Source organism: Mixta gaviniae (assembly GCF_002953195.1).
GTDB lineage: Bacteria > Pseudomonadota > Gammaproteobacteria > Enterobacterales > Enterobacteriaceae > Mixta > Mixta gaviniae.
This window is the reverse complement of sequence record NZ_CP026377.1, coordinates 1,949,405-1,973,012: the sequence shown is the minus strand read 5'-3', so window position 1 is coordinate 1,973,012 and position 23,608 is coordinate 1,949,405. Positions and strand designations below refer to the sequence as shown.

At 60.4% G+C, this 23,608-nt stretch carries 22 protein-coding genes and 1 tRNA gene; 10 read left to right on the top strand and 13 right to left on the bottom strand.

Going from position 1 to position 23,608, the window contains the following annotated elements; genetic code table 11:
• Window positions 1-216: 216 nt before the first annotated feature.
• Window positions 217-696 (top strand): hypothetical protein, encoded by a 480-nt coding sequence (locus C2E15_RS09245; RefSeq protein ID WP_245912371.1) that lies wholly within the window; start codon window positions 217-219, stop codon window positions 694-696.
• Window positions 697-857: 161 nt separating this feature from the next.
• Window positions 858-1,103 (top strand): YmjA family protein, encoded by a 246-nt coding sequence (locus C2E15_RS09240; protein WP_104957106.1) that lies wholly within the window; start codon window positions 858-860, stop codon window positions 1,101-1,103.
• A 213-nt stretch (window positions 1,104-1,316) separates the two neighbouring features.
• Here the strand turns inward: C2E15_RS09240 and C2E15_RS09235 are convergent, their stop codons facing one another.
• The 3 genes from C2E15_RS09235 to C2E15_RS09225 form a co-directional block, all read right to left on the bottom strand.
• Window positions 1,317-2,102: a DUF3750 domain-containing protein gene (locus C2E15_RS09235; protein ID WP_104957105.1), complete on the bottom strand. Its 786-nt coding sequence runs from the start codon at window positions 2,100-2,102 to the stop codon at window positions 1,317-1,319.
• A 197-nt stretch (window positions 2,103-2,299) separates the two neighbouring features.
• Window positions 2,300-2,878, bottom strand: coding sequence for an Ail/Lom family outer membrane beta-barrel protein (locus C2E15_RS09230; RefSeq protein WP_104957104.1), 579 nt, complete (start codon window positions 2,876-2,878; stop codon window positions 2,300-2,302).
• A gap of 180 nt (window positions 2,879-3,058) precedes the next feature.
• Window positions 3,059-3,811 (bottom strand): SDR family NAD(P)-dependent oxidoreductase, encoded by a 753-nt coding sequence (locus C2E15_RS09225; protein ID WP_104957103.1) that lies wholly within the window; start codon window positions 3,809-3,811, stop codon window positions 3,059-3,061.
• A gap of 112 nt (window positions 3,812-3,923) precedes the next feature.
• On the opposite strand from C2E15_RS09225, the gene C2E15_RS09220 reads away from it, so the two are divergent.
• Window positions 3,924-4,829 (top strand): LysR substrate-binding domain-containing protein, encoded by a 906-nt coding sequence (locus tag C2E15_RS09220; protein ID WP_104957102.1) that lies wholly within the window; start codon window positions 3,924-3,926, stop codon window positions 4,827-4,829.
• A 207-nt stretch (window positions 4,830-5,036) separates the two neighbouring features.
• Window positions 5,037-6,593, top strand: a complete 1,557-nt coding sequence (locus C2E15_RS09215) for a methyl-accepting chemotaxis protein (protein WP_104957101.1) — start codon at window positions 5,037-5,039, stop codon at window positions 6,591-6,593.
• Window positions 6,594-6,810: 217 nt separating this feature from the next.
• On the opposite strand, the gene C2E15_RS09210 is transcribed toward C2E15_RS09215, so the two are convergent.
• The 5 genes from C2E15_RS09210 to C2E15_RS09190 form a co-directional block, all read right to left on the bottom strand.
• A complete protein-coding gene (locus C2E15_RS09210) occupies window positions 6,811-7,014 on the bottom strand; it encodes a hypothetical protein (RefSeq protein ID WP_128861319.1) in 204 nt (67 codons plus the stop codon).
• 264 nt (window positions 7,015-7,278) lie between these two features.
• Window positions 7,279-8,265, bottom strand: a complete 987-nt coding sequence (locus C2E15_RS09205; RefSeq protein ID WP_104957099.1) for an XdhC family protein — start codon at window positions 8,263-8,265, stop codon at window positions 7,279-7,281.
• Entirely contained in the window at window positions 8,265-8,828 is a 564-nt protein-coding gene (locus C2E15_RS09200; protein WP_104957098.1) for a nucleotidyltransferase family protein, read from the bottom strand. Before C2E15_RS09200 ends, C2E15_RS09205 begins: the two co-directional genes overlap by 1 nt.
• 130 nt (window positions 8,829-8,958) lie before the next feature.
• Entirely contained in the window at window positions 8,959-10,479 is a 1,521-nt protein-coding gene (gene exaC, locus C2E15_RS09195) for an acetaldehyde dehydrogenase ExaC (protein ID WP_104957097.1), read from the bottom strand.
• 124 nt (window positions 10,480-10,603) lie between these two features.
• Complete coding sequence (locus C2E15_RS09190; RefSeq protein ID WP_104957096.1) at window positions 10,604-11,317, bottom strand: glutamine amidotransferase; 714 nt, start codon at window positions 11,315-11,317, stop codon at window positions 10,604-10,606.
• 213 nt (window positions 11,318-11,530) lie between these two features.
• On the opposite strand from C2E15_RS09190, the gene C2E15_RS09185 reads away from it, so the two are divergent.
• Entirely contained in the window at window positions 11,531-12,430 is a 900-nt protein-coding gene (locus C2E15_RS09185) for a DMT family transporter (protein ID WP_104957095.1), read from the top strand.
• Between the two features lie 59 nt (window positions 12,431-12,489).
• Entirely contained in the window at window positions 12,490-13,866 is a 1,377-nt protein-coding gene (locus C2E15_RS09180; RefSeq protein WP_104957094.1) for a CoA transferase, read from the top strand.
• A 3-nt stretch (window positions 13,867-13,869) separates the two neighbouring features.
• On the opposite strand, the gene C2E15_RS09175 is transcribed toward C2E15_RS09180, so the two are convergent.
• From C2E15_RS09175 to C2E15_RS09160, 4 genes are all read right to left on the bottom strand, one after another.
• Window positions 13,870-14,457, bottom strand: a complete 588-nt coding sequence (locus C2E15_RS09175) for a TorD/DmsD family molecular chaperone (RefSeq protein ID WP_104957093.1) — start codon at window positions 14,455-14,457, stop codon at window positions 13,870-13,872.
• A 34-nt stretch (window positions 14,458-14,491) separates the two neighbouring features.
• The gene (locus C2E15_RS09170; RefSeq protein ID WP_104957092.1) at window positions 14,492-15,229 is read right to left on the bottom strand and encodes a phosphatase; all 738 of its coding nucleotides are present in this window, start codon (window positions 15,227-15,229) and stop codon (window positions 14,492-14,494) included.
• A gap of 50 nt (window positions 15,230-15,279) precedes the next feature.
• Window positions 15,280-16,221, bottom strand: a complete 942-nt coding sequence (ghrA, locus tag C2E15_RS09165) for a glyoxylate/hydroxypyruvate reductase GhrA (RefSeq protein ID WP_104957091.1) — start codon at window positions 16,219-16,221, stop codon at window positions 15,280-15,282.
• 105 nt (window positions 16,222-16,326) lie between these two features.
• Window positions 16,327-17,796, bottom strand: coding sequence for a peptide MFS transporter (locus C2E15_RS09160; protein ID WP_425438034.1), 1,470 nt, complete (start codon window positions 17,794-17,796; stop codon window positions 16,327-16,329).
• A gap of 232 nt (window positions 17,797-18,028) precedes the next feature.
• Here C2E15_RS09160 and C2E15_RS09155 point away from each other — a divergent pair.
• Window positions 18,029-18,116, top strand: a tRNA-Ser gene (locus C2E15_RS09155).
• 393 nt (window positions 18,117-18,509) lie between these two features.
• On the opposite strand, the gene C2E15_RS21335 is transcribed toward C2E15_RS09155, so the two are convergent.
• Entirely contained in the window at window positions 18,510-18,773 is a 264-nt protein-coding gene (locus tag C2E15_RS21335) for a hypothetical protein (RefSeq protein WP_146108541.1), read from the bottom strand.
• Between C2E15_RS21335 and C2E15_RS09150 the strand changes: the two genes are divergently transcribed.
• The 3 genes from C2E15_RS09150 to C2E15_RS09140 all read left to right on the top strand — a co-directional run bounded on the left by C2E15_RS09150 (window position 18,754) and on the right by C2E15_RS09140 (window position 23,590).
• Complete coding sequence (locus tag C2E15_RS09150; protein WP_342747484.1) at window positions 18,754-19,188, top strand: hypothetical protein; 435 nt, start codon at window positions 18,754-18,756, stop codon at window positions 19,186-19,188. The genes C2E15_RS21335 and C2E15_RS09150 overlap by 20 nt on opposite strands.
• Before the next feature lie 354 nt (window positions 19,189-19,542).
• A complete protein-coding gene (gene treA, locus C2E15_RS09145) occupies window positions 19,543-21,201 on the top strand; it encodes an alpha,alpha-trehalase TreA (protein ID WP_104957089.1) in 1,659 nt (552 codons plus the stop codon).
• A gap of 229 nt (window positions 21,202-21,430) precedes the next feature.
• Complete coding sequence (locus C2E15_RS09140; RefSeq protein WP_104957088.1) at window positions 21,431-23,590, top strand: TonB-dependent siderophore receptor; 2,160 nt, start codon at window positions 21,431-21,433, stop codon at window positions 23,588-23,590.
• Window positions 23,591-23,608 lie beyond the last annotated feature (18 nt).

Below are 23,608 nucleotides of genomic sequence, written 5' to 3'. Positions count from 1 at the left end.
CCGGCGGTAGTCTTATCAGCGTTATGAGGCTGAGAAGAGCGTTCCCGAGGCCCAACGGTAACCCCTCTTCAGTCGCGCTGGAATTGCAGGCGCCTGGGGCTGAGGAACGTTAGCAAGATTGATATGCGCCTCGGGCGCCACGGTATGCGTGTTTATTGGTGCTTTTGTTGGCGGTGCGATTGCCGCATGGGAAATCAGCGGGTTCAGGGACTAACTATGTTTAAGCTGCCAGACAACGTTACACTTCAACTCAGGGAAGAACCAACGCCGACAGCCATGGGGAAATATGAAGTCCTCATCGCTGAAAAAGGTACGGGCATCATGGTTCCTGTACAGGTGGTAGAAGCGGCTGTTCAGGTGGACGATAAACGGCTGCTGTTATTTCTTACTGATGACGCTCCCTATGAAGAAGCGCTCAAAATAGCGCTGCTCGATCTGGATGAGGGTGTGAAAGAGATACTAACGCTGGGTGGCGCATACCTGACAGGATCGTTTTCTGACCTGCACATACTGCCAAATGCAGTTGAGTTCAGCTTTATCGGCGATACCACATGGAGGATTGAAATACCTTCGACACCCTTTATAAAGCTTCCGTTCACAGGGGATCCGCGTGGCGTTTCGCGCCCCCTGGCGTTGAAGCATTACCTCAAAATCAGCGCCAGCCCCGCCCCTGCACGCGTCAACGGGAGCCGCTAATTTTTGAAGCAGAACGGACCGCCCCGGCATAAAAAGTTCTGCAGCGCGGTTCATTAAGATTTTATGTTTGGCCCGTTCATGGAAGAATAGTGATAACGCCTTTGCGGCCAGACTGACGACGCCGTCCGCAACTGACGCAGGCATCCCCCTGGAGACGAGTTATGAGCAATGAAGTACCGCTGAAATATTATGATATCGTGGATGAGTATACGACCGAGTCCGAGCAACCGGTCTCTGAAACAGAGCGGGAGCCGCTGGCGCGCTATTTTCAGCTGCTGATCACACGTTTAATGAACAATGAGGAAATCAGCGAACAGGCGCAGCAGGAGATGGCCGACGAAGCCGGAATCAGTCCGCAGCGCATCGATGAGATTGCTGAGTTCCTCAATCGATGGGGCAATGAGTAGCCTCTGTTGTTCTGTCGGGCATAAGAGCCACCTCCCCGCAATACCAGATCGGCCGGTATAGCCACATCGCATCGCCGCTCTGCGCAGCAGCAGAGGCATTATGCCTGACGGGTCTCGGCGGCTTTATGAAGGCCTGATGTCATAAAAACGCTACCGCCGTAAAATCCACGCAGACGCGTGGATTTTTTTATCGCCTCGCCTGAAGCTGCGCCATTACTCCGGGCTGGCCGGCGCGTTTTTCTGCAGATTATCGCGTCCCAGCCCGCCGATAAATGGCAGCCGTAAGCGCAGCGGCGTAAAATCCAGCCCCAGGTTCAGCCCCAGCACGTTGAGTTCAAACCCCTCTTCTGCCCCCAACGTCACGCCGGCGACGCCCAACACCGAAACCTGTACGCCGCGCCCCGAAGGCGGCAGGCCAACCGGATTCAGCAGCGAACGAAAGTCTTTACCCACCGCGTTAGCGGGCATATCCAGCTTCAGCGCCGGCACCTCGCGCCCGATATGCGCGATAAAGGTATTGCTGTTGGGGCCAGGCCAGGCGCGGTAGGTATCCGGCCACGGATAGGAGGCGATCGCCGCTTCAATCTGCGGGATCATCGCTTCCGCCCCGGCGCCGCGATGCTCCACCAGCAGACGCGGCTTCGCGCCGTACCAGTAACCATCCGGCGCGTTGCGATTGCGCCGCACTTTCACGCCCTCACCCCAGCTAATCACCTCGTAACGGGTATAGTCCGTTTCGCCGGCGCGTTTAAAAATGATCCAGGGATGCACCGCCACCGCTCCTTTCCAGCCCCAGGTTGGCGCGGCGTAAACCTGCACAATCGCCTGCCCGGCATACTGGCGCGCATCGGGCGCCATGCCGGCGGAATCACGTCGGGCGGACCACCAGCCCTCCTGCTGCTTCGCTTCCCGCTGATGCCGCGCCTGCGCGAGGCTGGCGATAAGGGAAAGCACAATGATGCAAAGAAAGCTCACGCAAAGGGTTTTTATTGAAATCATGAAGGCCTGCAGTCAGGGAGGAGGAGAATAACAGCGCGTCGGGTTATTGTACTGCCGTTTTTTTGCGCAGCAATAGCGGAAAAGCCAATCGGTAAAATAGCCGTAACCCGGCGCGTGCCAGACAAAAGGCCGCCGCCGGTACGGAGAGAATTGCCCGCCTTTGCATCAGCGGCCTGACAGTCCGGATCGCAGGATAGTTAAAAGCGATAACCCACGCCCAGATTCACGCCGCTGATACGAAGCCTGTCGCCCGCCGTTGCATCAGCGGCTTCATAGCCCAGATTAAAGGTCAGATAGTCGCGCGGATTGATATCCACGCCGGCGCCCCAGGCAAATGCGCTCTCTTGCGAGGAGAACCGGTATCGCTCCACGCGGCTGCCGCTGAACGCCAGCAGGGTACTACCGGAAAAGTCAGTACGCGCAATCCCGGCAAGCGCATAAAACGAGACCCACCGGTTAATGCGCCAGGCTGGCCCCGCCAGCAGGGAGTAATACTTAATGTCGCTCTCGCTGCGGGTGGTGTTGACGCCCAGCAGGCTGTTGAGCTTATCCGCCCCGCCAGCGCTGCTGCTGCTCCCCTCCTGCCAGCTAAAGGTGGCGATCGGGCTGAGCGGAAAACCGCCCTCATAGCGATAACGCAGGTGCAAACCGCCGATGTGCTTAGCGTTTTTTACATCGCTCTGCGCATAGCCTAAAGAAAAAGTGTGATGTGCGGCCAGCGCCGCACCGCTGGTCAGCAGGGCCGGGAATAAAACGGCCAGCGTGAAAGTGTTCATGCCTCAAATCCTTTTAAGCAATGACATATCCATAACGGCAGATAGCCTGCGTGCCCTGATGCGGCGCGCAGGCGAATAAACCGGCACATAATAAAAGAGCGGCCGCCGCGATTAAAATAAATCTCTGTTCATATCGTTGTGCTTTTTACCCGCTTCCGTTTAGCGCCTGTTTCTGCTTGCTTAAATCTGCGTCATGCCACCGTCGACAAACAGTTCAACGCCATTAATAAAGCTCGCCTCTTCTGATGCCAGAAACAGCACCGCACTGGCGATCTCCGGCGGCTGCCCCACCCGCCCCGCCGGGATTTGGCTGATAAAGGAGGATTTCACCGCCTCCGCCTGCTCGCCGCTGCCGAACAGCTCATTCAGCCCGGCGGTTTCAGTAACGCCGGGGCTGACGACATTAACGCGGATATGACGCTCCTTCAGATCGAGTATCCAGCTGCGGGCGAAGCTGCGCACCGCAGCCTTGGTGGCGGAGTAGACGCTGAAGGCGGGGGTGCCGGAGATGCTGGTGGTGGACGCGGTCAGCACTACCGCGCCGCCATCGCGCAGCAGCGGCAGCGCTTTCTGCACGGTAAACAGCACGCCCTTCACATTGGTATTGAAGGCGCTGTCGAAATGCGCCTCGCTGATGGCGCCCAGTGGTGCGAACTCTCCTCCGCCAGCGTTAGCGAACACCACGTCGATCTGACCGTGCTGCTGCTGCACCGCGTCATACAGGCGGTCGATATCCTCCAGCCGGCTCATATCGGCGCGCACGCCGGTCACCTGCCCGCCGATCTCGCGTACGGCGGCGTCCAGCGCCTGCTGACGTCGGCCAGTAATAAACAGCGCCGCCCCCTGCTGCGCAAAAGCTTTCGCCGTTGCCAGACCAATGCCGCTGGTGCCGCCGGTAACGATAACCACTTTGTTGCTGAATTTGCCGTTCATAATCTTTTCTCCCGTGATGACGACCTTTCGTCTTGAGAAAAAGCATATCTGTGCAACGATGAAGGCAACAGACGGCAAAATTAAGATGCAGCGTTCTACAAGGAGAACGACAATGCGGGCAGACTTTAACGATTACTACTGGTTTGCGCAGATTATTTCCCACGGCGGCTTTGCAGCGGCGAGCCGGGCGCTGGGTGTGCCGAAGTCGCGCCTCAGCCGGCGCATTTCCGCGCTGGAAGATCGGCTCGGGATGCGCTTGATCGAGCGCACCAGCCGACGGTTTCGGGTAACGGAGGTGGGTCAGGCGTTTTATGAGCGCTGCCGCATCCTGTTGCTGGATGCGGAACTGGCTGAAGCGATCGTGGCGGAGGCGAAGGCGGAGCCGCATGGCCGCGTGCGCTTTAGCTGTCCGACCGGGCTGGTTGAGGTCATTCAGCCCAGCCTGCCCGCCTTTCTGACGCGCTACCCGCAGGTTAAGCTGCAGATTATCGCGCTCGATCGTCCGGTAGATTTAATTAGCGAGCGCATTGATATCGCCCTCCGGGTGCGCACCGAGCTGACCAGCGACGCCGATTTGATTATGCGTACCCTGGGGATTTCGCACCGCATTCTGGTCGCCAGCCCGCAGCTTGCCGCGCGCCTGAAAGATGATATCAACACACTGGGCCAGTGGCCCACCCTCGGCACCAGCGATGAGCCGGGCGAAATTATCTGGCAGCTGGAAACGCCTCAGGGGCAGCGCCTCTCAATCGGCCATGAACCGCGCATGAGCTGCGGTGACTTTCTGGCAGTGCGCGCGGCGGCGGCAAGCGGGCTGGGCATCGCCCTGCTGCCGGACCACAGCTGCGCCGCTCAGCTCAGCCGCGGCGAGCTGGTACAGGTTTTCCGTCCGTGGCGCGCGCAGGCCGGCACCGTGCATCTGGTTTTTACCACGCGTCGCGGCCTGCCGCCCGCCGTCAGGGCGTTTATCGATCATCTGGCGGCCACCTTTCCGCGCATGCAATACGAAGCTGGCTGAACCCCATCCTCTGTTTACGCCTCCTGCCACCGGCGTCCCGCCTGCCTGCCCTTTTCTGCGCCGCCGGCATCCCGCCTGCCTGCCGCTTTTCTGCGCCGCCGACGGCAACTTACTTACGCCGGGCTAAAGGTTTTCCTGCCAGCGCCGATATCCACGCATCCCCTGGACAGATGACGGGATCCACATACAACACGCAGGTGATTCATTATGTTTAAAAACTTAAGTATCAGGCGAAAATTCATTCTCGCTTTTGGTGCAGTCGTCGCAGTAATGCTGATTATCTGTGCCACTTTCTATAATAATTTTTCACGTATCGTGAAAGCGAATGACTGGAACGTGCATACTTATCAGGTGATCGACGAAAGTCGCGGCCTGGTGGAAAGCCTGGTCAATATGGAAACCGGCCTGCGTGGCTATGCGCTCAACGGTAAAGAAGAGATGCTCCAGCCGTTCAATCTGGGGCAGAAAAGCTTTATGGCGCATCTGGAAAAAGCGAAACAGCTGACCTCCGACAACCCGGTGCAGCAGGATCGCCTGGCGCGTCTGCTGCAGCAGCAGCAGAACTGGAAAGAGGCTTTCGCCGCGCGCCTGCTGGAAAACCGTCGCGCGGTCACTGCGGGCACCCTGTCGCACGACGCCTTTATCAGCGCTTTTGAAGCCAATACCGGCAAAGCGCAGATGGACGGCATGCGGGCAATCATCGGCGAGATGGCGGGCGAAGAACAGGGCCTGCTGGTGAAGCGTCAGGAAGCGGTCGCATCAACCACCGCGCAGACCACGCTGACCCTGATCCTCGGCTCCCTGATCGGGCTGGCGATTGCGATTAGCCTGGGCTACCTGCTGACGCGCGCCATTACCGCCCCGCTGCAGCGCGCGGTGAACGCGGCGCAGGCGATCGCCACCGGCGATTTGACCACCCGGCTGGTCGCGGATTCCCGCGATGAAACCGGCGTGCTGATCGGCGCGCTGGCGTCGATGCAGTCCCAGCTTACCCGCGTGGTTTCCGATATCCAGAATGCGGCCTCCTCTATCGATAACGCTGCGAAAGAGGTTGCCACCGGCAACATCGATCTCTCCAGCCGCACCGAGCAGCAGGCGGCATCGCTGGAAGAGACCTCCGCCAGCATGGAGCAGCTTACCGCGACCGTGCGCCAGAACACCTCAAACGCACAGCACGCCAGTTCGCTGGCCAGCGATGCGTCGCAGGTGGCGCTGCGCGGCGGCAACGTGGTCGGTCAGGTGGTCACCACCATGTCGGCGATTGCGGAAAGCTCGCAGCATATTGTTGATATCATCGGCACCATTGAAGGTATCGCTTTCCAGACCAATATCCTCGCGCTGAACGCGGCGGTTGAGGCGGCGCGCGCCGGCGAACAGGGCCGCGGTTTCGCGGTGGTCGCCAGCGAAGTGCGCGCACTGGCGCAGCGTAGCGCCACGGCGGCGAAAGAGATTAAAGGCTTGATCCATCAGTCAACCGAGCGCGTAACGGAGGGCACCGACCTGGTGGCCGATGCCGGCACCACGATGAAAGATATCGTCACCTCAATTCAGCGCGTGTCGGAGATCATGAATGAGATCTCTACAGCGTCTGACGAGCAGGCTAACGGCATTGAGCATGTGGGTCTGGCGGTCGCGCAGATGGACGAAGTGACGCAGCAGAACGCCGCGCTGGTCGAACAGGCCGCCGCCGCCGCCGCGTCGCTGGAAGATCAGGCTTCTCACCTCACCCGCAGCGTGTCGATTTTCAAAACCGCACACGCCTGACGGCAGGACGGCTGCGCCAACGCGCAGCCTGTTCACCCTACAAAAAGCGATCCCGATATGGATCGCTTTTTTATTGCGGCGAACAGAACATCGCCCGGTAGCCACTCGCAGAGGAAAGCGCTATTCGCAAGCGCCGTCCGCTAAACACCGCCCTGGCGCGTCATTCAGCGTCGCCCGCAGGCGGCATCCGAAATGCCAGCCTGCGTGGCGAAATTTACTAGCGCCAGATAACGCGCTCGTCAGAGTCATACAGCGGATCGCGCAGCGCGCCGTAGTGGTCGCTCATCATGGCGGGAGCGGGCTCCCTGTCGCTGAAATACAGCGGCTGCCGTCCCGGTAAATTTACCGCAATCAGGCTCTCCTCCAGGGCATCCAGCGTTTCATCACGTTCGTCGGGCAGACTGCGGCTTAATGACATCATTATCCTCCGGTGAAAATGCATCCTTACTAATAATAGTAATATCGGGCCGCTGCGCCAGATCCTGAGATAAGGCGTCGCTTTTTTCCGCTTTTTCCGCCTTCGCGCCTCGCTTTTATCTGCTCTGCCAGCCAGACGCAGGCCTTCTGGCCGCCCGACTGAGGCGCGCGGTCGGCAATGGCTGCCGTCTCCTGACGCTGCTGGCGCAACGTCTCTTACATCACCTGTTGATCGTGTTTCCGCAGACGTCGAAAAGGGCTACAGATATTAGGCCGTAGCCGCTAAGGTGCGTCCGTTTTTTACCCGTACGATATCCGCCATGATCGCCAGCGCGATTTCAGTCGGGGTTTTGCTGCCGATCGGCAGGCCGACCGGCGCATGAATACGCCGCAGGCTGCCCTCATCCAGCTCGCCGATGCGCCGCAGCCGCGCCAGCCGCTGCTGGCTGTTGCTGGCCGATCCCATCGCGCCGAGATAAAAAGCGGGCGTGTTCACCGCCTCCAGCAGCGCGAGATCGTCAACGCGCGGATCGTGAGTGGCGCAGATAACCGCCGTTTGCGCCGTGGCGCCGTGCAGCTCCAGATAGCGTGCCGGATGCTGATTGACGCAGCGCAGCGCCGGTTGTTCAGGGTGGTGCGTCTGCAGCTGTTGCCAGAAGGCATCGCGATGTTCGCAAACGACAACCTGCATGCCCAGCATCAGCGCCAGCCGCAGACATTCGCCGGCGACGGTAGAATAACCCGCCAGCAGCAGCGTCGGCACGCTGCCTATCGGCAGTGAAACGCTGTCACAATCGTAATGCAGCGTGCGCGGGCCATCGTCGCGGGCGGTCTCCAGCCGGGCGCGCTGGCCGATAATCACCTGTTTGATCAGACGGTCGCCGCCCGCCAGCGCCCGCTGCAGCAGCTCAAGGTGCGCCAGCGTCGCCGCGTCGGCGGGCAGGCGCTCCACCAGCACCTCCAGCACGCCGCCGCACGGCAGGCGCACCGTCGCATCCAGCCCGCCTTCGCCGTAACGCGCCAGCTGGCTGTCGCGCAGAAAGGCACCCTGCTGCAGGCGCGCCAGAAAATCATCTTCGATGCAGCCGCCGGAAAGCGATCCGCAAAATGCCCCCTGTGGGTTTGCCACCAGCATTGCACCGGGCGCGCGCGGCGCGGAGCCCCAGCTGTGCAGCACGGTGCAAAGCCAGACGGCGGCGCCCTGACGGTGCCATTTCAGCGCGCAGGCGATAACCTGCTGATCCAGTGACTGCATTAGGTTTCTCCGTTTGACCACATCGAGGGCAGATCGATATCGCGCACCGCGCCCGCATCCTCCGTCGCCAGCAGATGCACGCCGCGCTGCCGCAGCAGCTCGCGCGCCGCCGTTTCGCCTGAGAGCGCCGCCAGCTGCGCATAGCAATCGCGGCTGAAGCCGACCGGATGTCCCGGCTGCCCGTGCCAGCAGGCGCGCGCCTGCGGATGCGCGGCAAGCGCCTGCGCCACCTGACGCAGCGTCAGCGGCTGCAGCCAGGGCATATCCGCCAGCATAATCAGCCAGCCATCCCAGTGCGCGGTGGCGCGTACCCCGGCGGCGATAGAGCTGCCAATGCCGTCGCTGGAGAGCAGGATCTGCCGCGCGCCGCCAAGACAGCGTCGCAGCGCCCGTGGCTCCGGCCGTAGCACCACCGCGACCGGCAGATCGCTCTGCCGGGCGATGCGGTAACTGCGCGCCAGCATCGGCTCGCCCGCGATCGGTTCCAGCAATTTATGGCGACCGCAGGCGGCGCGGTAACGCGCGCTCTCCCCGGCCGCCAGCAGCAAAATTCCCACGCTCATCGCCGCCGCTCCGTTACAGTATCAGAACGCTAAGCATAGAACGCCCGCCGCGCGGCGCCAGGCACGGCGGGAGAAAGGGAAAAAAAAACGGGGCGTCAGTCGCCCCGTTTAGCCGTTCCGCTGCGGATAATCAGAAAAAGCCCAGCGGATCGATGCTGTAGCTGACCAGCAGGTTTTTGGTCTGCTGATAGTGATCCAGCATCATTTTATGGGTTTCACGGCCGATGCCCGATTTCTTGTAGCCGCCGAACGCGGCGTGCGCCGGATAGAGGTGATAACAGTTGGTCCAGACGCGCCCCGCCTTGATCGCCCGGCCTACACGCCATGCGCGGTTGATATCGCGCGTCCAGACGCCGGCGCCGAGACCGTAGATCGAATCATTGGCGATGGCGATCGCCTCCGCCTCATCCTTAAAGGTGGTGATGCCAACCACCGGGCCGAAAATCTCCTCCTGAAACACGCGCATATCGTTGCGGCCCTTCAGCAGCGTCGGCTGAATATAGTAGCCGCTTTTCAGCTGGCCCTCGCTCTGTTCGACGCCGCCGCCGGCCAGGATCTCCGCGCCCTCTTTCTGCGCGATATCGAGATAGGAGAGGATTTTATCGAACTGCTGTTGCGACGCCTGCGCGCCTACCATGGTATCGGTATCGAGCGGGTCGCCGCGCCGGATGGTTTTCATCCGCGCCATCACCGCCGCGATAAAAGGCTCGTAGATCGATTCCTGAATCAGCGCGCGCGACGGACAGGTGCAGACTTCGCCCTGATTAAGGAAGCCCAACACCACCCCTTCCGCCGCTTTTTCAATAAAGGAAGGCTCCGCCTGCATAATATCTTCGAAAAAGATATTCGGGGATTTGCCGCCCAGCTCCACCGTTGAGGGGATCAGGTTTTTCGCTGCCAGCTCCAGAATATGGGTGCCGGTGGCGGTCGAACCGGTAAAGGCGATTTTGGCAATGCGCGGGTTGCTCGCCAGCGCTTCGCCCGCCTCGCGGCCATAGCCATGCACCACGTTCAGCACGCCCGGCGGCAAAATATCGCCCATCAGTTCGGCGAACAGCGTAATCGAGAGCGGCGTCTGCTCCGCGGGTTTCAGCACCACACAGTTGCCCGCCGCCAGCGCCGGCGCCAGCTTCCACGCCGCCATCAGCAGCGGGAAGTTCCACGGAATAATCTGCCCGACCACGCCCAGCGGCTCATGAATATGATAGGCGGCAGTATGTTCGTCGATTTCCGCCGCGGTGCCTTCCTGCGCGCGGATGCAGCCGGCGAAGTAACGGAAGTGATCGACCGCCAGCGGCAGATCGGCCGCCAGCGTTTCGCGCACCGGCTTGCCGTTATCCCAGGTTTCGTTAACCGCCATCCGCTCCAGATTCTGCTCCAGACGATCGGCGATTTTCAGCAGCAGATGGGAACGCGCCTGTACCGAGGTTTTGCCCCAGCGTTCGGCGGCGGCGTGGGCGGCATCCAGCGCCTGTTCGATATCCTGCTGGCCGGAGCGCGGGAACTCGCCGATAACCGAGCCGTCCACCGGCGAGGTGTTGGTAAAATAGCGTCCCTCAAGCGGCGGTACAAACTCGCCGTTGATATAGTTGCCGTAGCGCTGCTGCAGCGCAATCAGCGAATTTTGGTATCCTGGCCAGGCGTAACGCATACACATTCTCCTGTGGCGATAATCTGCTAACAAATGAACAACCATTTATTAACATGACCGAGCTGTGCGACTTTGTCAGTCGCCACAGGATAAAAGTGTGAGCGCGACGAAAAGATTCAGCGCCTTACGCGCTGATCCGCGCCCGCTGAGGCAGGCTGCGCCAGAAGCGTTCCAGAATCAGACGCGCGCTGTCGGTAGCGGGCTGCGCCGCCGGATCGAAATCACTTCCCGCCGCAAGGCAAGCCTGCATGATGCGCGCATCGAATTCCGGATGAAACTGCACCGACAGCGCCTGCGGGCCGTAGCGCACAATCTGACAGTCGTCGGCGGCGGATCGCGCCAGCACGCGCGCGCCCGGCGGCGGCGCCAGCACTGTCTGGCGATGGGAGAGCCAGGCGGTGAAGGTGGCGGGCAGCGCCTGCAACAGGGGATCGCCCTGCGCGCCGGGCAGCAGCGCCACCGGCAGCGCGCCCCGCTCCCAGCCGTGCGGATTATCGCCAACCTCACCGCCGAGCGCATAAGCCATCAACTGATGGCCGTAGCAGACGCCGAGCAGCGGCAGCGCCTGCTCCATCGCCGCGCGTACCCAGGCGGCGGTGCGCTCGCTCCATTCGGCGTGGTCGGTGACCATCGCCCAGGAGCCGCTGAGGATCGCGCCGCTGACCGCGCTGAAATCGGGCAGCGATTCGCCCAGGTCGGGGCGGCAGATCACATAGTCATGCGGCGTCAGGCGCAAGGCATCAATAAACCAGCGCGCCTGCTCGCCGATACGGTCGCGCACCGGCGCAGGGGGAATATCAAGCTGAATTAACGCTAAAGGCAACTGCGAAGAGGGCATACCGAATCCTTTTTCCGTGAAAGAGGCGTGTCGGCTGCAAAGTATTGCATCTCCCTTTCGCGCTGTCTCATAACTTTTTCTGAGACTTACATGCAGCAGCAGGATAAGGCGCGCATCGCGCCGCCCGGAGAAAAGCGCCGCGGCGGCCCTTGTCTGTCGGCCAATACCTGTCATGATAATTAATGGGTTACGGCAGACGATAAGGAGGGATCTGTGGCGCTGCGTCATTTTTTTCTGGTGTTGATGGTGGTATCGATTTGGGCATTTAATAACGTCGCCATAAAGTGGGGGCTGCTCGATCTGCCGCCGCTATTTATGACCTGCATGCGCTTTGTGGTGGTGGCGCTGGTGCTGGTGCCCTTTACGCGCATTACCCGCGCCCAGCTGCCGTGGCTGGCGGCGCTCGCTTTTACCTTCGGCTTTATGCACTTTTCGCTGCTGTTTGTCGGCATCCGCTACACCGATGCCGGCACCGGCGCGGTGGTGGTGCAGCTGGGCACGCCGATCGCCATGCTGCTGGCGTGGGTGGTGCTGAAAGAGTCACTCTCCTTTATTCAGCTGTTCGGCATCGCCATCTCTCTGAGCGGCGTCGCGGTGCTGACCGGCAGCCCGACCATACCCAGCTGGTGGGTGCTGGCGCTGCTGCTCACCAGCGCCGTCGGCTGGGCGATCAGCAACCTGATCGTGAAAAAGGCGCCGCCGATCAAGCCGCTCGCTATGACCGGCTGGCTCTCTTTTCTGGCGATCCCGATTGTCGGCGCCACCTCCTGGCTGACCGAATCGCATCAGGTTGAGGCGCTGCTGCACGCCTCGTGGCGCGGCTGGTTCGGCATTCTCTACAGCGCTATCGCCTCCTCGGTGGTGGCCTATTCGCTGTGGTACGCCCTGCTGAGAAAATATAACGTTAACCTGATTATGCCCTACTCGCTGCTGACGCCGGTGCTGGCGGTGATTATGGGCGTGCTGGTGCTGGGCGACAGCATGAATATGTTTAAAATCGTCGGCTCGCTGCTGGTGATTTTCGGCACCGCCATCGCGGTGATCAATATTCGCAATCTGCGTATGCACGCTCGCTTTCCGCGTTTTCCGCTGCGGCGGCCGCCCCGTTCGTAACAGGAAAAAAAGGCCATCCGTTGCTAAGGTGAAAGAGCAACGTAGCGAGGGAGAAGAAGATGGATACCAATCTGGCGGTACGGCTCTGGCAACAGCTCTGGCACGGTTTACGCGACGAGCATACGCCGGTTCCTCAGATCCTCTGGCAGGGCCATGATGCCTTTTGCTCCGCTTACCCGGTCAGCGAGCTTGCCGCCGCCAGCATCGCGCTGGCCGCGCAGGCAACGGCCGCGCTCACCGGCAATACGGCGAAACTGCGGCTGGATGTGCGTCTCGCCTCGCGCTGCTTTCAGCACACCTTTCGACCCGTTAACCGTCCGCTGCCGCCCGCCTGGGACGCCTTTGCCGGCGATTACCAGACCGCTGACGGCTGGATCCGCCTGCATACCAATGCGCCCCATCACCGTCAGGCGATGGAGCGCGTGCTGGGCAAACAGCCCGACCGCGCGGCGCTGGCGCGGGTGGTAGCCGGCTGGCAAAAACAGACGCTGGAGCAGGCGGTAGTTGATGCAGGGGGCTGCGCGGCGGAGATGCGCAGCCTTGACGCCTGGCGGCAGCATCCGCAGGGCAAAAGCGTAGCGCTGGAGCCGCTGATCGCCTGGCAGCCGCAGGCGGAAAGCGCGCCGCCTGCCTGGTCGTTGCCACAGGCGCGGCCGCTGCAGAACGTGCGGGTGCTTGATTTGACGCGTGTTATCGCCGGGCCGGTGGCAACGCGGTTTCTCGCCGGGCTGGGTGCCGACGTGCTGCGCCTCGATCCGCCCGGCTGGGAAGAGCCGGCGCTGGAAGAGGAGATGATGCAGGGCAAACGCTGCGCGCGTCTCGATTTGAAAAGCGCTGCGGGGCGTCAACGGTTTGAACGGCTGCTGCTGCAGACCGATGTTCTGGTGCATGGCTATCGCGCTGACGCGCTGGAGAAGCTGGGCTATGACAGCGCGCGCTTACAGCAGCTGGCGCCGGGCCTGATCGACGTCAGCCTGAATGCCTGGGGCTGGAGCGGGCCGTGGCGCAACCGGCGAGGTTTCGACAGTCTGGTGCAGATGGCCTGTGGCATCGCCGAGGCAGGACAGCGCTGGCGCGGCAGCGAAGCGCCGCATCCCCTGCCGGTACAGGCGCTGGATCACGCCACCGGCTATCTGATGGCCGCCGCCGTACTGGAAGGTATGCGCCAGCGCATCGCCCGCCGTACCGGCGTAACGGCGCGGCTGTCGCTGGCGCGCACTGCGCACCTGTTGACCTCGCACCCTTATCCGGCGGGCAATGCGGCGACCGGCCTCAGCCCGGCGCAGCCCCATGATGAAAGTGACACCCTGGAGCTGACCCGGCTCGGCCCTGGCTACCGCCTGAAACCGCCCTTCTGGCTGCCCGGCACGCCGCTGCTCTGGTCGCGGCCGGGCGGACCGCTGGGCGCCGCCGAACCGATCTGGCTGACGCCCTGAGGCTCAGGCCTCGTCGTCGGCGTCCGCCTTGCCATCCGCTTCCTCTTCCGCTTCGGCCAGCTCTTCGCGCATCGCCTGTAGCGCTTCGCGGCTGAGGGCCGCCAGTGTGCGATAGAAACCGCTGGCGGCGTGCGCCTCTACCTTACCAAGGAACGCGCCGCACCAGGGCAGCAGCAGCTGATCGAACAGCGCGATCTGCGCCTGGATCTCATCTTCCTGCGCCTGGTCTTCCAGCCAGGAGGCCGCCAGTAACAGCGAGCCGAAGCTGTCGGCAGGCGCTTCGCTCAGCGGCATACCGCGCTGCTGTAAAAAGCTGCGCGCATCCGCCTCGGTCGGCCCCGCTTTCCACTGCGAACCGTACGGCGGCACCTTGCATTCGCTACCGACGAACAGCGCGTTGTAGTCGGCCGCCAGCGCCTGCGGCTCGCAGTGCTGACGCAGGCGCGCCAGCAGTTCATCCTGCTCCAGCGGCCAGTGCTGCTGCAGCTTGCCTTCGCGGATCAGGGTGAACAGCGGCTCCAGCAGCGGATCCTGCGGCTGACGATTAAACAGCGAGCCGATCACGCGGCAGATGATGGAAAACTCATTCATTACTTTCAGTCCGTTTAGAGGTGATGACGCCGCCTTAAAAGTCAGCAAAGGCGTCGAGAGGCTTCCCGCCCCGCATTTCCAGAAAATCGAGCAGGCGGCGCGGCGTGACATTTAACACGCGATCCTCAGGAAAATCCACCTCGCGCGCAATTCGCAGGCAGTGTTCGAAATTCCCCAGGGTAAAGGCGGTGTGAGAATCGGAGCCGAACGCCAGCAGGCCACCGGCGTCGCGCACCGCTTCGGCGATGGCGCGGCAGTTAGGTTCGCTGCCGGGACGCGAATGGGTAAAAGAGGAGTTGTTCAGCTCCAGCGCCACGTTATATTCCGCCGCGGCAGCGGTAATGGCGGGAATATCGACCGGGAATTTCGGGTTGCCGGGATGACTGATGATATGCACGTTGCCGCTGGCCATCGCGGCGATCATCGCCTCGGTATGGGAGGCCTTATCGCGCGGCGCGTACACCGGCTCATGAAAGCCCGCCACCACCAGATCCATCGCGTCAAGCATGCGGCCGGTGCAGTCGATCTCGCCGTCATTGTTTTTGATATTCGCCTCGATGCCGCGCAGGATGCCGACGCCGTCCACCACGCGCGGCCAGACGTGCATATTGATAAAGTGCCAATAGTGCGGCGCATCGGCCATATCGGGGCCGTGATCGGTGATGGCGAACAGTTTGATGCCGTTTTGCTTCGCGGCAGCGATATAGTCATGCAGCGTACTGTAAGCGTGGGTGCTGGCGACGGTGTGCATATGCAGATCAACAGGATACATTCAGCTTTTCTCCCTGGAAACAGACGGCAGACGCGCTGCCGTCGTGACAGTTAATAACCGCGCGTTAAATCGACGCGCCCTTCCGGCTGCTGCCCCGCTTCCAGCTGGCGGATGGCATCGGCGATATAGTCCATCGCCTCGCTTTGCAGGGTAACGGCGGCATTATGGGGGGTTAAGGTGACGCGCGGATGATGCCAGAACGGGTGATCGGCCGTCAGCGGCTCGTTAACGAACACATCCAGCGCTGCGCCCTTGATTTTCTCGCTGTTGAGCGCCGCCAGCAGATCTTCTTCCACCACATGCGCGCCGCGTGCCAGGTTCATCACAAAGGCGCCGTCATTCAGACGTTCAAGCAGCGAACGATCGATAATGCCGACGGTCTGCGGCGTGTTCGGCAACAGATTGATCAACACCTGCGTGCCGGCGAGAAAATCATTTAGCTGTGCCTCGCCGTGGAAGCTTTCAATACCGTCGAGCTGTTTCGGCGAACGGCTCCAGCAGCGCAGCGGGAAACCCCAGGGCTTCAGGCTTTCCGCCACGCTCAGCCCCAGCACGCCTGCACCGAGAATGCCAACGGTAAAGTTTTCGCGCCGGTAGTTGGGCAGCGGCTGCCAGAGCGCCTGCTGCTGCTGTCGCCGGTAGTCGTCAAAGCGCCGGAACCAGCCCAGCACGGTATGCACCGCATACTCCTGCATCTGCAGACCCATGCCGGTATCCTCCAGGCGGAACAGCGGCACGGCGGGATCAATCATGTCGGGGTGCTGCTGCAGCTGACCGAGAATATCGTCAACGCCGGCGCCGATGGCGAAGATCGCTTTCAGGCCGGCGCGGCCGCGCAGCATCTCCACCGGCGCGGTACGCACCAGCGCATAATCGGCGTGCGCGTTATCGTCGGGCCGCCACGGCCGCAGGCGCGCCTGCGGCAGCCGCTGCTGCAGCCCCGCGCGCCATTTTTCCGGGTTAAAGGTGGGGTGCCAGAAGATGATGTCCATAGAGCCTCCTTGTTGTTATTTTCTCCAAGGCTCGGGGAAAACGGAGGCGGTGGCAAGTAAAAAATTGAGATAAGGCTCGCGCCGGGCGGCGCGAGCGTTGGCCGGTTATGCCTGCGGCGCGACGGGCTGGATCAGCCTGCGCAACAACGGCATCAGGCAGAGCATCACCAGGCCGACGGCGCCGGCGCCCCAGCCCAGCAGGCTGAAGATATGGCTGTAACCGGGATTGGTCAGCACGGCGCTGCTGCCGCTGTTTTCCGGCATCAGCGCCGAAACGTAGCCCGCCAGTACCGACGCCACGCCGGTCACCATCATCCAGCAGCCCATCATAATGCCCTGATAGCGGGTCGGCGCCAGCTTACCGATCATTGCGTAACCGATCGGCGAAATCAGCAGCTCGCCGATGCTCTGCAGCAGGTAGCTGAAGAAGATCCATTTAAACGCCACCATGCCATCGCCGCCGGCCAGCATAATGCCGAGCGGCAGCACCAGCATTCCCAGCCCGATACAGAACAGCGAGCAGGCGAACTGTAGCGGAATATCGATGCGCCAGCCGTGCTGACGCAGGCGGTTAAAGGCCAGCGCCAGCAGTGGCCCGCCGATAACGATCACCAACGTATTGATATTCTGCACCCACTGCGGAGCGACGCGGATGCCCCAGACATTAAGATTGATATTGTGTTCGACAAACAGCATCAGCCCCATCGGCGCCAGCTGATAAAGCATCCAGAACACCAGCGAACCGAGCGCCAGCAGCAGATACGCGGTCATGCGGCGCTGCTCGTCGCGCGGACGATGGCGCAGCGTGGTGACGCACAGCAGCAGAAAGATCAGGCCGCCCAGTACAATCACGAAGGATCCGGTGAAATCGGCATGGGTCAGCATAATGCGGATCACCGGCACCAATACCACCAGCACCGCCAGCCCTACCAGCATCCGCAGGCGGAACTGGCGCGGATTCGCCTGCAGCAGCGGCGTATCAATATCCGCGAGAATTTTCCAGCGCAGCAGGCTGATGACGATCGCCAGCGCATTGCCGACGGTAGCGAACAGGAACAGCGCCTGGTAATGCTCGCCCAGCTGGAAGTAGCCCGCGCCGGTAAAGCCAATAAAAAAGCCCAGGTTCATCCCGGCGTAGTTCCAGAGGAAGGCGCTTTCACGGCGCTGATCGTCCGGCGCGAAACGCTGCGTCAGCATCATATTGATGCAGGTGACGTTAAGGCCACTGCCGGTGAGGAACATCGCCAGCCCCCAGTAAAGCCCCTGCGCGCTCTCCCCTGACAGCACCCAGCAGCCGACCACCTGTAAAACCATGCCCAGTACGAACAGGTTGCGGTTGCTGAGAAAGCGCCCGCCCAGATAGCCGCCGAACAGATGCAGGCCGTAGTTAAACGCGCCGAACACGCCCATGGTGGCGTTGGCCTGCGCCTCACTGAAGCCCAGACGTTTTGTGGCGTACAGCACCAGCGTGGAATAAAGCACGGCGAAGCCGAGCGTCGCGAAGATCTGAATAAAAAACAGCGCCCCGGATCCAGCGGGGATCCCCTGCGGTTGCGCTTTCGTTGCGTTGTTCAAGCTGACCTCAGTGATTTTTAAGCATTTCGAGCGCATCAGTATGCATCTTCTGCTGGCGTTGTGCAGTCTGATTTGAGGCATCCGCTACTTTTTGGCTGCTTTTCGGTTATTTTCACGGCGAAGTGGTTTAAAACTGACTAAACGCATCATTTAGCGCAGAAAGTTGATTGACGCGGTGCGGTAAAATCCCTACATTAGCGCCGGTCAGCAGTGTGCCTGTTGACAACAATATGGTGAGGTGTCCGAGTGGCTGAAGGAGCACGCCTGGAAAGTGTGTATACGGCAACGTATCGGGGGTTCGAATCCCCCCCTCACCGCCATTATTCCACGAGAAAGCCTGAGCGAAAGTTCAGGCTTTTTTGTATGCCTATCGCACTCACGAGGGGGTGATGAGAACCCCCGCCGGGTTCGACAACCGGCGCAGCCGGTTGGACAGCCGCAGGCTGCCCGCAGGGCGAGCGAAGCGAGTCCATCCCCCCCTCACCGCCATTATTCCACGAGAAAGCCTGAGCGAAAGTTCAGGCTTTTTTGTATGCCTATCGCACTCACGAGGGGGCGATGAGAACCCCCGCCGGGTTCGACAACCGGCACAGCCGGTTGGACAGCCGCAGGCTGCCCGCAGGGCGAGCGAAGCGAGTCCATCCCCCCTCACCGCCATTATTCCACGAGAAAGCCTGAGCGAAAGTTCAGGCTTTTTTGTATGCCTATCGCACTCATGAGGGGGTAATGAGAACCCCCGCCGGGTTCGACAACCGGCGCAGCCGGTTGGACAGCCGCAGGCTGCCCGCAGGGCGAGCGAAGCGAGTCCATCCCCCCCTCACCGCCATTATTCCACGAGAAAGCCTGAGCAAACGTTCAGGCTTTTTTGTATGCTCTGCTTTCTTCAGAAACGGAATATCCTTGTTAAGCTGGAACAAGTCCGGATAACGTAGCAATGCAATCAGACACAGGAAGTCGATGATGAACGCCACCCCCATCCCTGCCTCCGCCGATGCGGATAATCCTGTTTATCAACAGCGCCCCTCTCTGGACGAGGTCATTCAGTTTGTCCGTACCTTTTCAGGGGAACGGCGCATGGCCTTACAGGCCGAAACTCGTCTGGAGGAAGATATGGGCATTACTGGCGACGACGGCGCAGAGCTTCTGGAAGAAGCCGAAAACACCTTTGGCGTTGCGCTACATACGGAAGAGGATGGATTCCGGGCCCTGTTTGAACTTCGCGAGAACGAATATCTTTTTTCAAGCGAGGGACTGGATCTTTTAGGGCTGGGCCGACTTTGCCGCTGGATACGCGACATCCCTGAGCCAGTAATTACTGATTTAACCATTGGACGACTGCATCAGGTACTGGTGAAAGCCTACAGGAATAGCCAGAAGTACCGGGAAAAATAGCTGAATTTGTCGCTCAACAGCCGATGCTGATCGAATGGACTGCCGATGCCTTGCATCGATGGTGACGGGACAGGTTTCCTCATCAAAGGGACATTTCAGGCCGGGCACCGCCCGGCCTGAGCAAACGTTCAGTCTTTTTTATCCTTTATACGCACTTTCCCTGCCCCCTTTAGTCATCGTTTTCCGCCGATGGGTGTGTTCAGGGCCGCCCCTGCCCCTCTTTCCCGGTCGCTAAAACCCTAATCCAACTCACAATTCCCGCCCTGACTACAAGCAAACTATTAAAATTCGTCTAAAGTTTTTGCAGGGTCAAACACTTACAGGCTATGTCTGGTCTGGACAAGGAGAATACTAATGATGAAGAAGGCCGTAACTTCTCAATGGAAAGGCGCACTGGTACTGCCGATGCTGATCGCCGGCGCGCTGACGACGGGATCGTTTTATGCGCAGGCGGCGGAAGAACAGCACACGCCGCAGCCGCCGGACGTACGCCTCGGGCCGCTTTATCATGCGGTACAGTCGGCTAATCTGTTTCCAGATCAGAAAACCTTTGCCGATGCGGTGCCCAAATTTAATCCGTCATCGATTCTTGCCGACTGGCAGATGCAAAAAAATCAGCGCAATTTCGATCTGCGCCGCTTTGTCGACAGCAACTTCACCTTGCCGGCTAAAGGCGAAGATTATGTCCCGCCCGCCAATCAGAGCCTGCGCGAGCATATCGAAGGTCTGTGGCCGGTGCTGACGCGCACCACTGACAAGATTAATCAGTACGATTCGCTGTTGCCGCTGCCGAAACCCTATGTGGTGCCGGGCGGCCGCTATCGCGAATTTTATTACTGGGACAGCTATTTTACGATGCTGGGGCTGGCGGCAAGCGGCCACTGGGATCGCGTGCAGGATATGGTGGATAACTTCGCCCACGAGCTGGATGTCTACGGCCATATTCCCAACGGCAACCGCAGCTACTATCTCAGCCGTTCGCAGTCGCCCTTCTTCAGCCTGATGGTCGATTTGCTCGCCCAGCATGACGGCGACAGCGTCTACAGCAAATATCTGCCGCAGCTACAAAAAGAGTACAAATACTGGATGACGGATGCGCAGAGCGTCGCCGTCGGTAGCGCCAGTAAAAGCGTCGTGAAGATGAAAGACGGCACGGTGCTGAACCGCTACTGGGATGCGCGCGACGTGCCGCGCACCGAATCTTATATGTATGATATTGCCACCGCGCAAAAGGTGCCCCAGCGCGACAAAGCAGCGCTTTACCGCGACCTGCGCGCCAGCGCGACCTCCGGCTGGGATTTCAGCTCGCGCTGGTTTGACGATCCAAAAGATCTCTCGACAATCCGCACCACGGAAATCGTGCCGGTAGATCTGAATGCCCTGATGTTCCATCTGGAGAAAACGCTGGCGCACGCTAACAAGCTGGCGAACAAAGATGAAGAGAGCCAACGTTATGAAGCGCTGGCGGAGAAGCGTCAGGCAGCGATCAACCGCTATCTGTGGAACGAAAAAGGCGGCTGGTACGCAGATTACGACTGGAAACGCAACAGCGTACGCACGCAGCTGACGGCGGCCGCCCTCTACCCCCTCTTTATGCAGGCGGCAACCGACGACCACGCGGCAAAAACCGCCGATGCGGTAGAGAAGCAGCTGCTGAAAGCGGGCGGCCTGGTGACTACCACCGTGCATAGCGGCCAGCAGTGGGATGCGCCAAACGGCTGGGCGCCGCTGCAGTGGGTGGCGGTGGATGGCCTGAATCACTATGGCAAGCAGACACTGGCGAAAGAGATCAGCATTCGCTTCCTGGATAACGTGCAGGCTACCTATGACCGCGAGCATAAGCTGGTGGAAAAATATGTGGTTGAGGGCAATCTGGGCGGCGGCGGCGGCGGTGAATACCCGCTGCAGGACGGCTTCGGCTGGACCAACGGCGTCACTCTGAAGTTAATGGATATGTATTGTCCGAAAGGCGTGACCTGTAATAACGTCAGCGATCTGAAAAAAGCACAATAAACCCCTCCAGCCCGGCAGCGCGCCCGGGCTGGCCTTAATGGTTTTAATCCCCTGAAACCACAGTGTTTATCCGGAATTAATCAGATAAATTACATCTTGAATCATTAACAGAGAAAGATAATAATTCTCATTAGTCTTTACGGTTACATGAGAATAACTTCTCGTTTACCTTTTTCCGGCCGCGTGCTGTCGCCGAAGCGGCCTTTTCGCTCTGTTTAAGGGATATAAGATGGGAATGCCTTTCAGCCTGAAACGTTCCGCGCTGCTCTGCGCGCTGGCGCTTGCCGCGCCGGGTTCTGCTCTCGCCGCCGAGACGCTGGTAGTCACCGCTGAGCCAGCCGAAACCGCCGATTCGCCCACCTCTGGCTATACTGTAAAAACCAGCGCCGGCGCGACAAAAACCGACCGCCCGCTGATTACCACCGGCCAGTCCGTTTCCGTGGTGACGCGCCAGCAGATCGAAGATCAGGGCGCGATGGATGTTAATCAGGCGCTGAACTACAGCTCCGGCGTGTTTACCAACTTCGCCGGTGCGGCCACGCGTTACGACACCGTTTCGCTGCGCGGCTTCCACGGCGGCGACGTCGACAATACGTTCCTTGACGGCCTGCGTCTGATGACCGACGGCGGCAGCTATAACGCGCTGCAGGTCGATCCCTGGTTCCTTGAGCGCATCGACGTGATTAAAGGCCCCTCCTCCGCGCTCTATGGTCAGACCGTGCCCGGCGGGCTGGTGATGATGACGTCGAAGCGGCCGCAGTTCCGGCAGGAAGGCCATTTCCGTTTGATGGCGGGCAATAACAGCACCACCGGCGCCGCGTTTGACTATACCAACGCCATCAACGATCAGTGGGCGTTTCGCCTGACCGGTATCACCCGCAACAGCGATACCCAGTATGACCACACGCGCGAAGAGCGTTATGCCATTTCCCCTTCTCTGCTCTGGCAGCCTGACAGCGATACCTCGCTGCTGCTGAAGGCCTATCTGCAAAAAGATCCATCCGGCGGCTATCACGGTTCGGTGCCGGGCGAAGGCAGCATCACCGAGCGCAACGGCCGTAAGCTCAGCAACGGCTTCTATGATGGCGAAAGCGCTATCGATCAATTCAAGCGTCACGAGCAGATCTACAGCTATCAGTTCTCCCATCGCTTTAACGATACCTGGGCCTTCCGCTCTAACGCCAGCTACACCCACTCTAACGTCGACCTGGACCAGGTCTATCAGATTGGCTGGCGCGGCGACAGCAACCTTCTGGATCGCTACTACTCCGGCGAACGTTCCTCGCTTGATGCCTACGCTATCGATAACCAGCTGGAAGCGGATTTCATCACCGGCGAAGTCGAACATACGCTGGTGCTGGGCGCGGATTATCATCAGTACCGCGACAGCCTGTGGGATGCCAGCGCTTATGTCGATCCGCTTAACGCGCGCACCGGCGAAGGCGGCTCGCGCTTCTGGCAAAATGCCTGGGATCCTGCCAACCCTGACGCCGACCGTATCGCCGGCCTTTACGCCTATGACCAAACGCGTCGCTACCATCAGGCAGGCATCTATCTGCAGGACGAGATGGAATGGAATAAGTGGCATATGACCCTTTCCGGTCGTTATGACCGTCTGGTAGCGAAAAGCACCAACGACACGACCGATACCAGCCGTCGTCGCTCCGATGACCATATCAGCGGCCGCGCTTCGCTGCTTTATGCCTTCGATAACGGCGTATCGCCTTACGTCAGCTACAGCCAGGCGATTACGCCGTCGAGCCTGCCGGACGCAAATGGCGATCTGCTGAAGCCGACCACTGCCGAGCAGTATGAGGCCGGCGTGAAATATCAGCCGACCGGCACCGCCGATATGTACTCCATCGCGGTGTACGATCTGATGCAGAAGGATGTGGGCAACCGTATTGTGAACACCTCTTACTATGAGCCTGCCGGTAAGGTGCATTCACGCGGGCTGGAACTGGAGGCGCGCAATCAGATCACCCCACGCTTCAGCACTATCGCCAACTACTCGGTGACGCGCGTGCGCTTTAAGGATAGCGTCGATGGCAACGATGGCCATACGCCGTACGTGACGCCAAACCAGATCGCATCGCTGTGGGGCAACTATAAGTTTGATTACGGCATTAGCGCCGGTGCCGGCGTGCGCTATATCGGCAAACAGTGGGCGGATAATGAAAACACGACCCGTCTGCCGTCGGCAACCCTGCTGGATGCCTCTGTTCGTGCCGATCTTGGCGTGTGGAACAACAAGCTGAAAGGCGCGTGGGTGCAGGTGAACGCCAATAACCTGACCGACCGCGACTATATCGCCGCCTGCTACGGCACCGGCAACTGCTACTGGGGCGCGGAGCGTTCGGTGGTGGCCACCGTCGGCTACGATTTCTGATACGCGCAACAGAAGGAG

What these genes read in the sequence shown, in the direction of transcription:
- C2E15_RS09245 (WP_245912371.1), top strand. Translation starts at nt 217, where the DNA reads ATGTTTAAGCTGCCAGACAACGTTACACTTCAACTCAGGGAAGAACCA.
- C2E15_RS09240 (WP_104957106.1), top strand. Translation starts at nt 858, where the DNA reads ATGAGCAATGAAGTACCGCTGAAATATTATGATATCGTGGATGAGTAT.
- C2E15_RS09235 (WP_104957105.1), bottom strand. Translation starts at nt 2,102, where the DNA reads ATGATTTCAATAAAAACCCTTTGCGTGAGCTTTCTTTGCATCATTGTG.
- C2E15_RS09230 (WP_104957104.1), bottom strand. Translation starts at nt 2,878, where the DNA reads ATGAACACTTTCACGCTGGCCGTTTTATTCCCGGCCCTGCTGACCAGC.
- C2E15_RS09225 (WP_104957103.1), bottom strand. Translation starts at nt 3,811, where the DNA reads ATGAACGGCAAATTCAGCAACAAAGTGGTTATCGTTACCGGCGGCACC.
- C2E15_RS09220 (WP_104957102.1), top strand. Translation starts at nt 3,924, where the DNA reads ATGCGGGCAGACTTTAACGATTACTACTGGTTTGCGCAGATTATTTCC.
- C2E15_RS09215 (WP_104957101.1), top strand. Translation starts at nt 5,037, where the DNA reads ATGTTTAAAAACTTAAGTATCAGGCGAAAATTCATTCTCGCTTTTGGT.
- C2E15_RS09210 (WP_128861319.1), bottom strand. Translation starts at nt 7,014, where the DNA reads ATGATGTCATTAAGCCGCAGTCTGCCCGACGAACGTGATGAAACGCTG.
- C2E15_RS09205 (WP_104957099.1), bottom strand. Translation starts at nt 8,265, where the DNA reads ATGCAGTCACTGGATCAGCAGGTTATCGCCTGCGCGCTGAAATGGCAC.
- C2E15_RS09200 (WP_104957098.1), bottom strand. Translation starts at nt 8,828, where the DNA reads ATGAGCGTGGGAATTTTGCTGCTGGCGGCCGGGGAGAGCGCGCGTTAC.
- exaC (WP_104957097.1), bottom strand. Translation starts at nt 10,479, where the DNA reads ATGCGTTACGCCTGGCCAGGATACCAAAATTCGCTGATTGCGCTGCAG.
- C2E15_RS09190 (WP_104957096.1), bottom strand. Translation starts at nt 11,317, where the DNA reads ATGCCCTCTTCGCAGTTGCCTTTAGCGTTAATTCAGCTTGATATTCCC.
- C2E15_RS09180 (WP_104957094.1), top strand. Translation starts at nt 12,490, where the DNA reads ATGGATACCAATCTGGCGGTACGGCTCTGGCAACAGCTCTGGCACGGT.
- C2E15_RS09175 (WP_104957093.1), bottom strand. Translation starts at nt 14,457, where the DNA reads ATGAATGAGTTTTCCATCATCTGCCGCGTGATCGGCTCGCTGTTTAAT.
- C2E15_RS09170 (WP_104957092.1), bottom strand. Translation starts at nt 15,229, where the DNA reads ATGTATCCTGTTGATCTGCATATGCACACCGTCGCCAGCACCCACGCT.
- ghrA (WP_104957091.1), bottom strand. Translation starts at nt 16,221, where the DNA reads ATGGACATCATCTTCTGGCACCCCACCTTTAACCCGGAAAAATGGCGC.
- C2E15_RS09150 (WP_342747484.1), top strand. Translation starts at nt 18,754, where the DNA reads ATGATGAACGCCACCCCCATCCCTGCCTCCGCCGATGCGGATAATCCT.
- C2E15_RS21335 (WP_146108541.1), bottom strand. Translation starts at nt 18,773, where the DNA reads ATGGGGGTGGCGTTCATCATCGACTTCCTGTGTCTGATTGCATTGCTA.
- treA (WP_104957089.1), top strand. Translation starts at nt 19,543, where the DNA reads ATGATGAAGAAGGCCGTAACTTCTCAATGGAAAGGCGCACTGGTACTG.
- C2E15_RS09140 (WP_104957088.1), top strand. Translation starts at nt 21,431, where the DNA reads ATGGGAATGCCTTTCAGCCTGAAACGTTCCGCGCTGCTCTGCGCGCTG.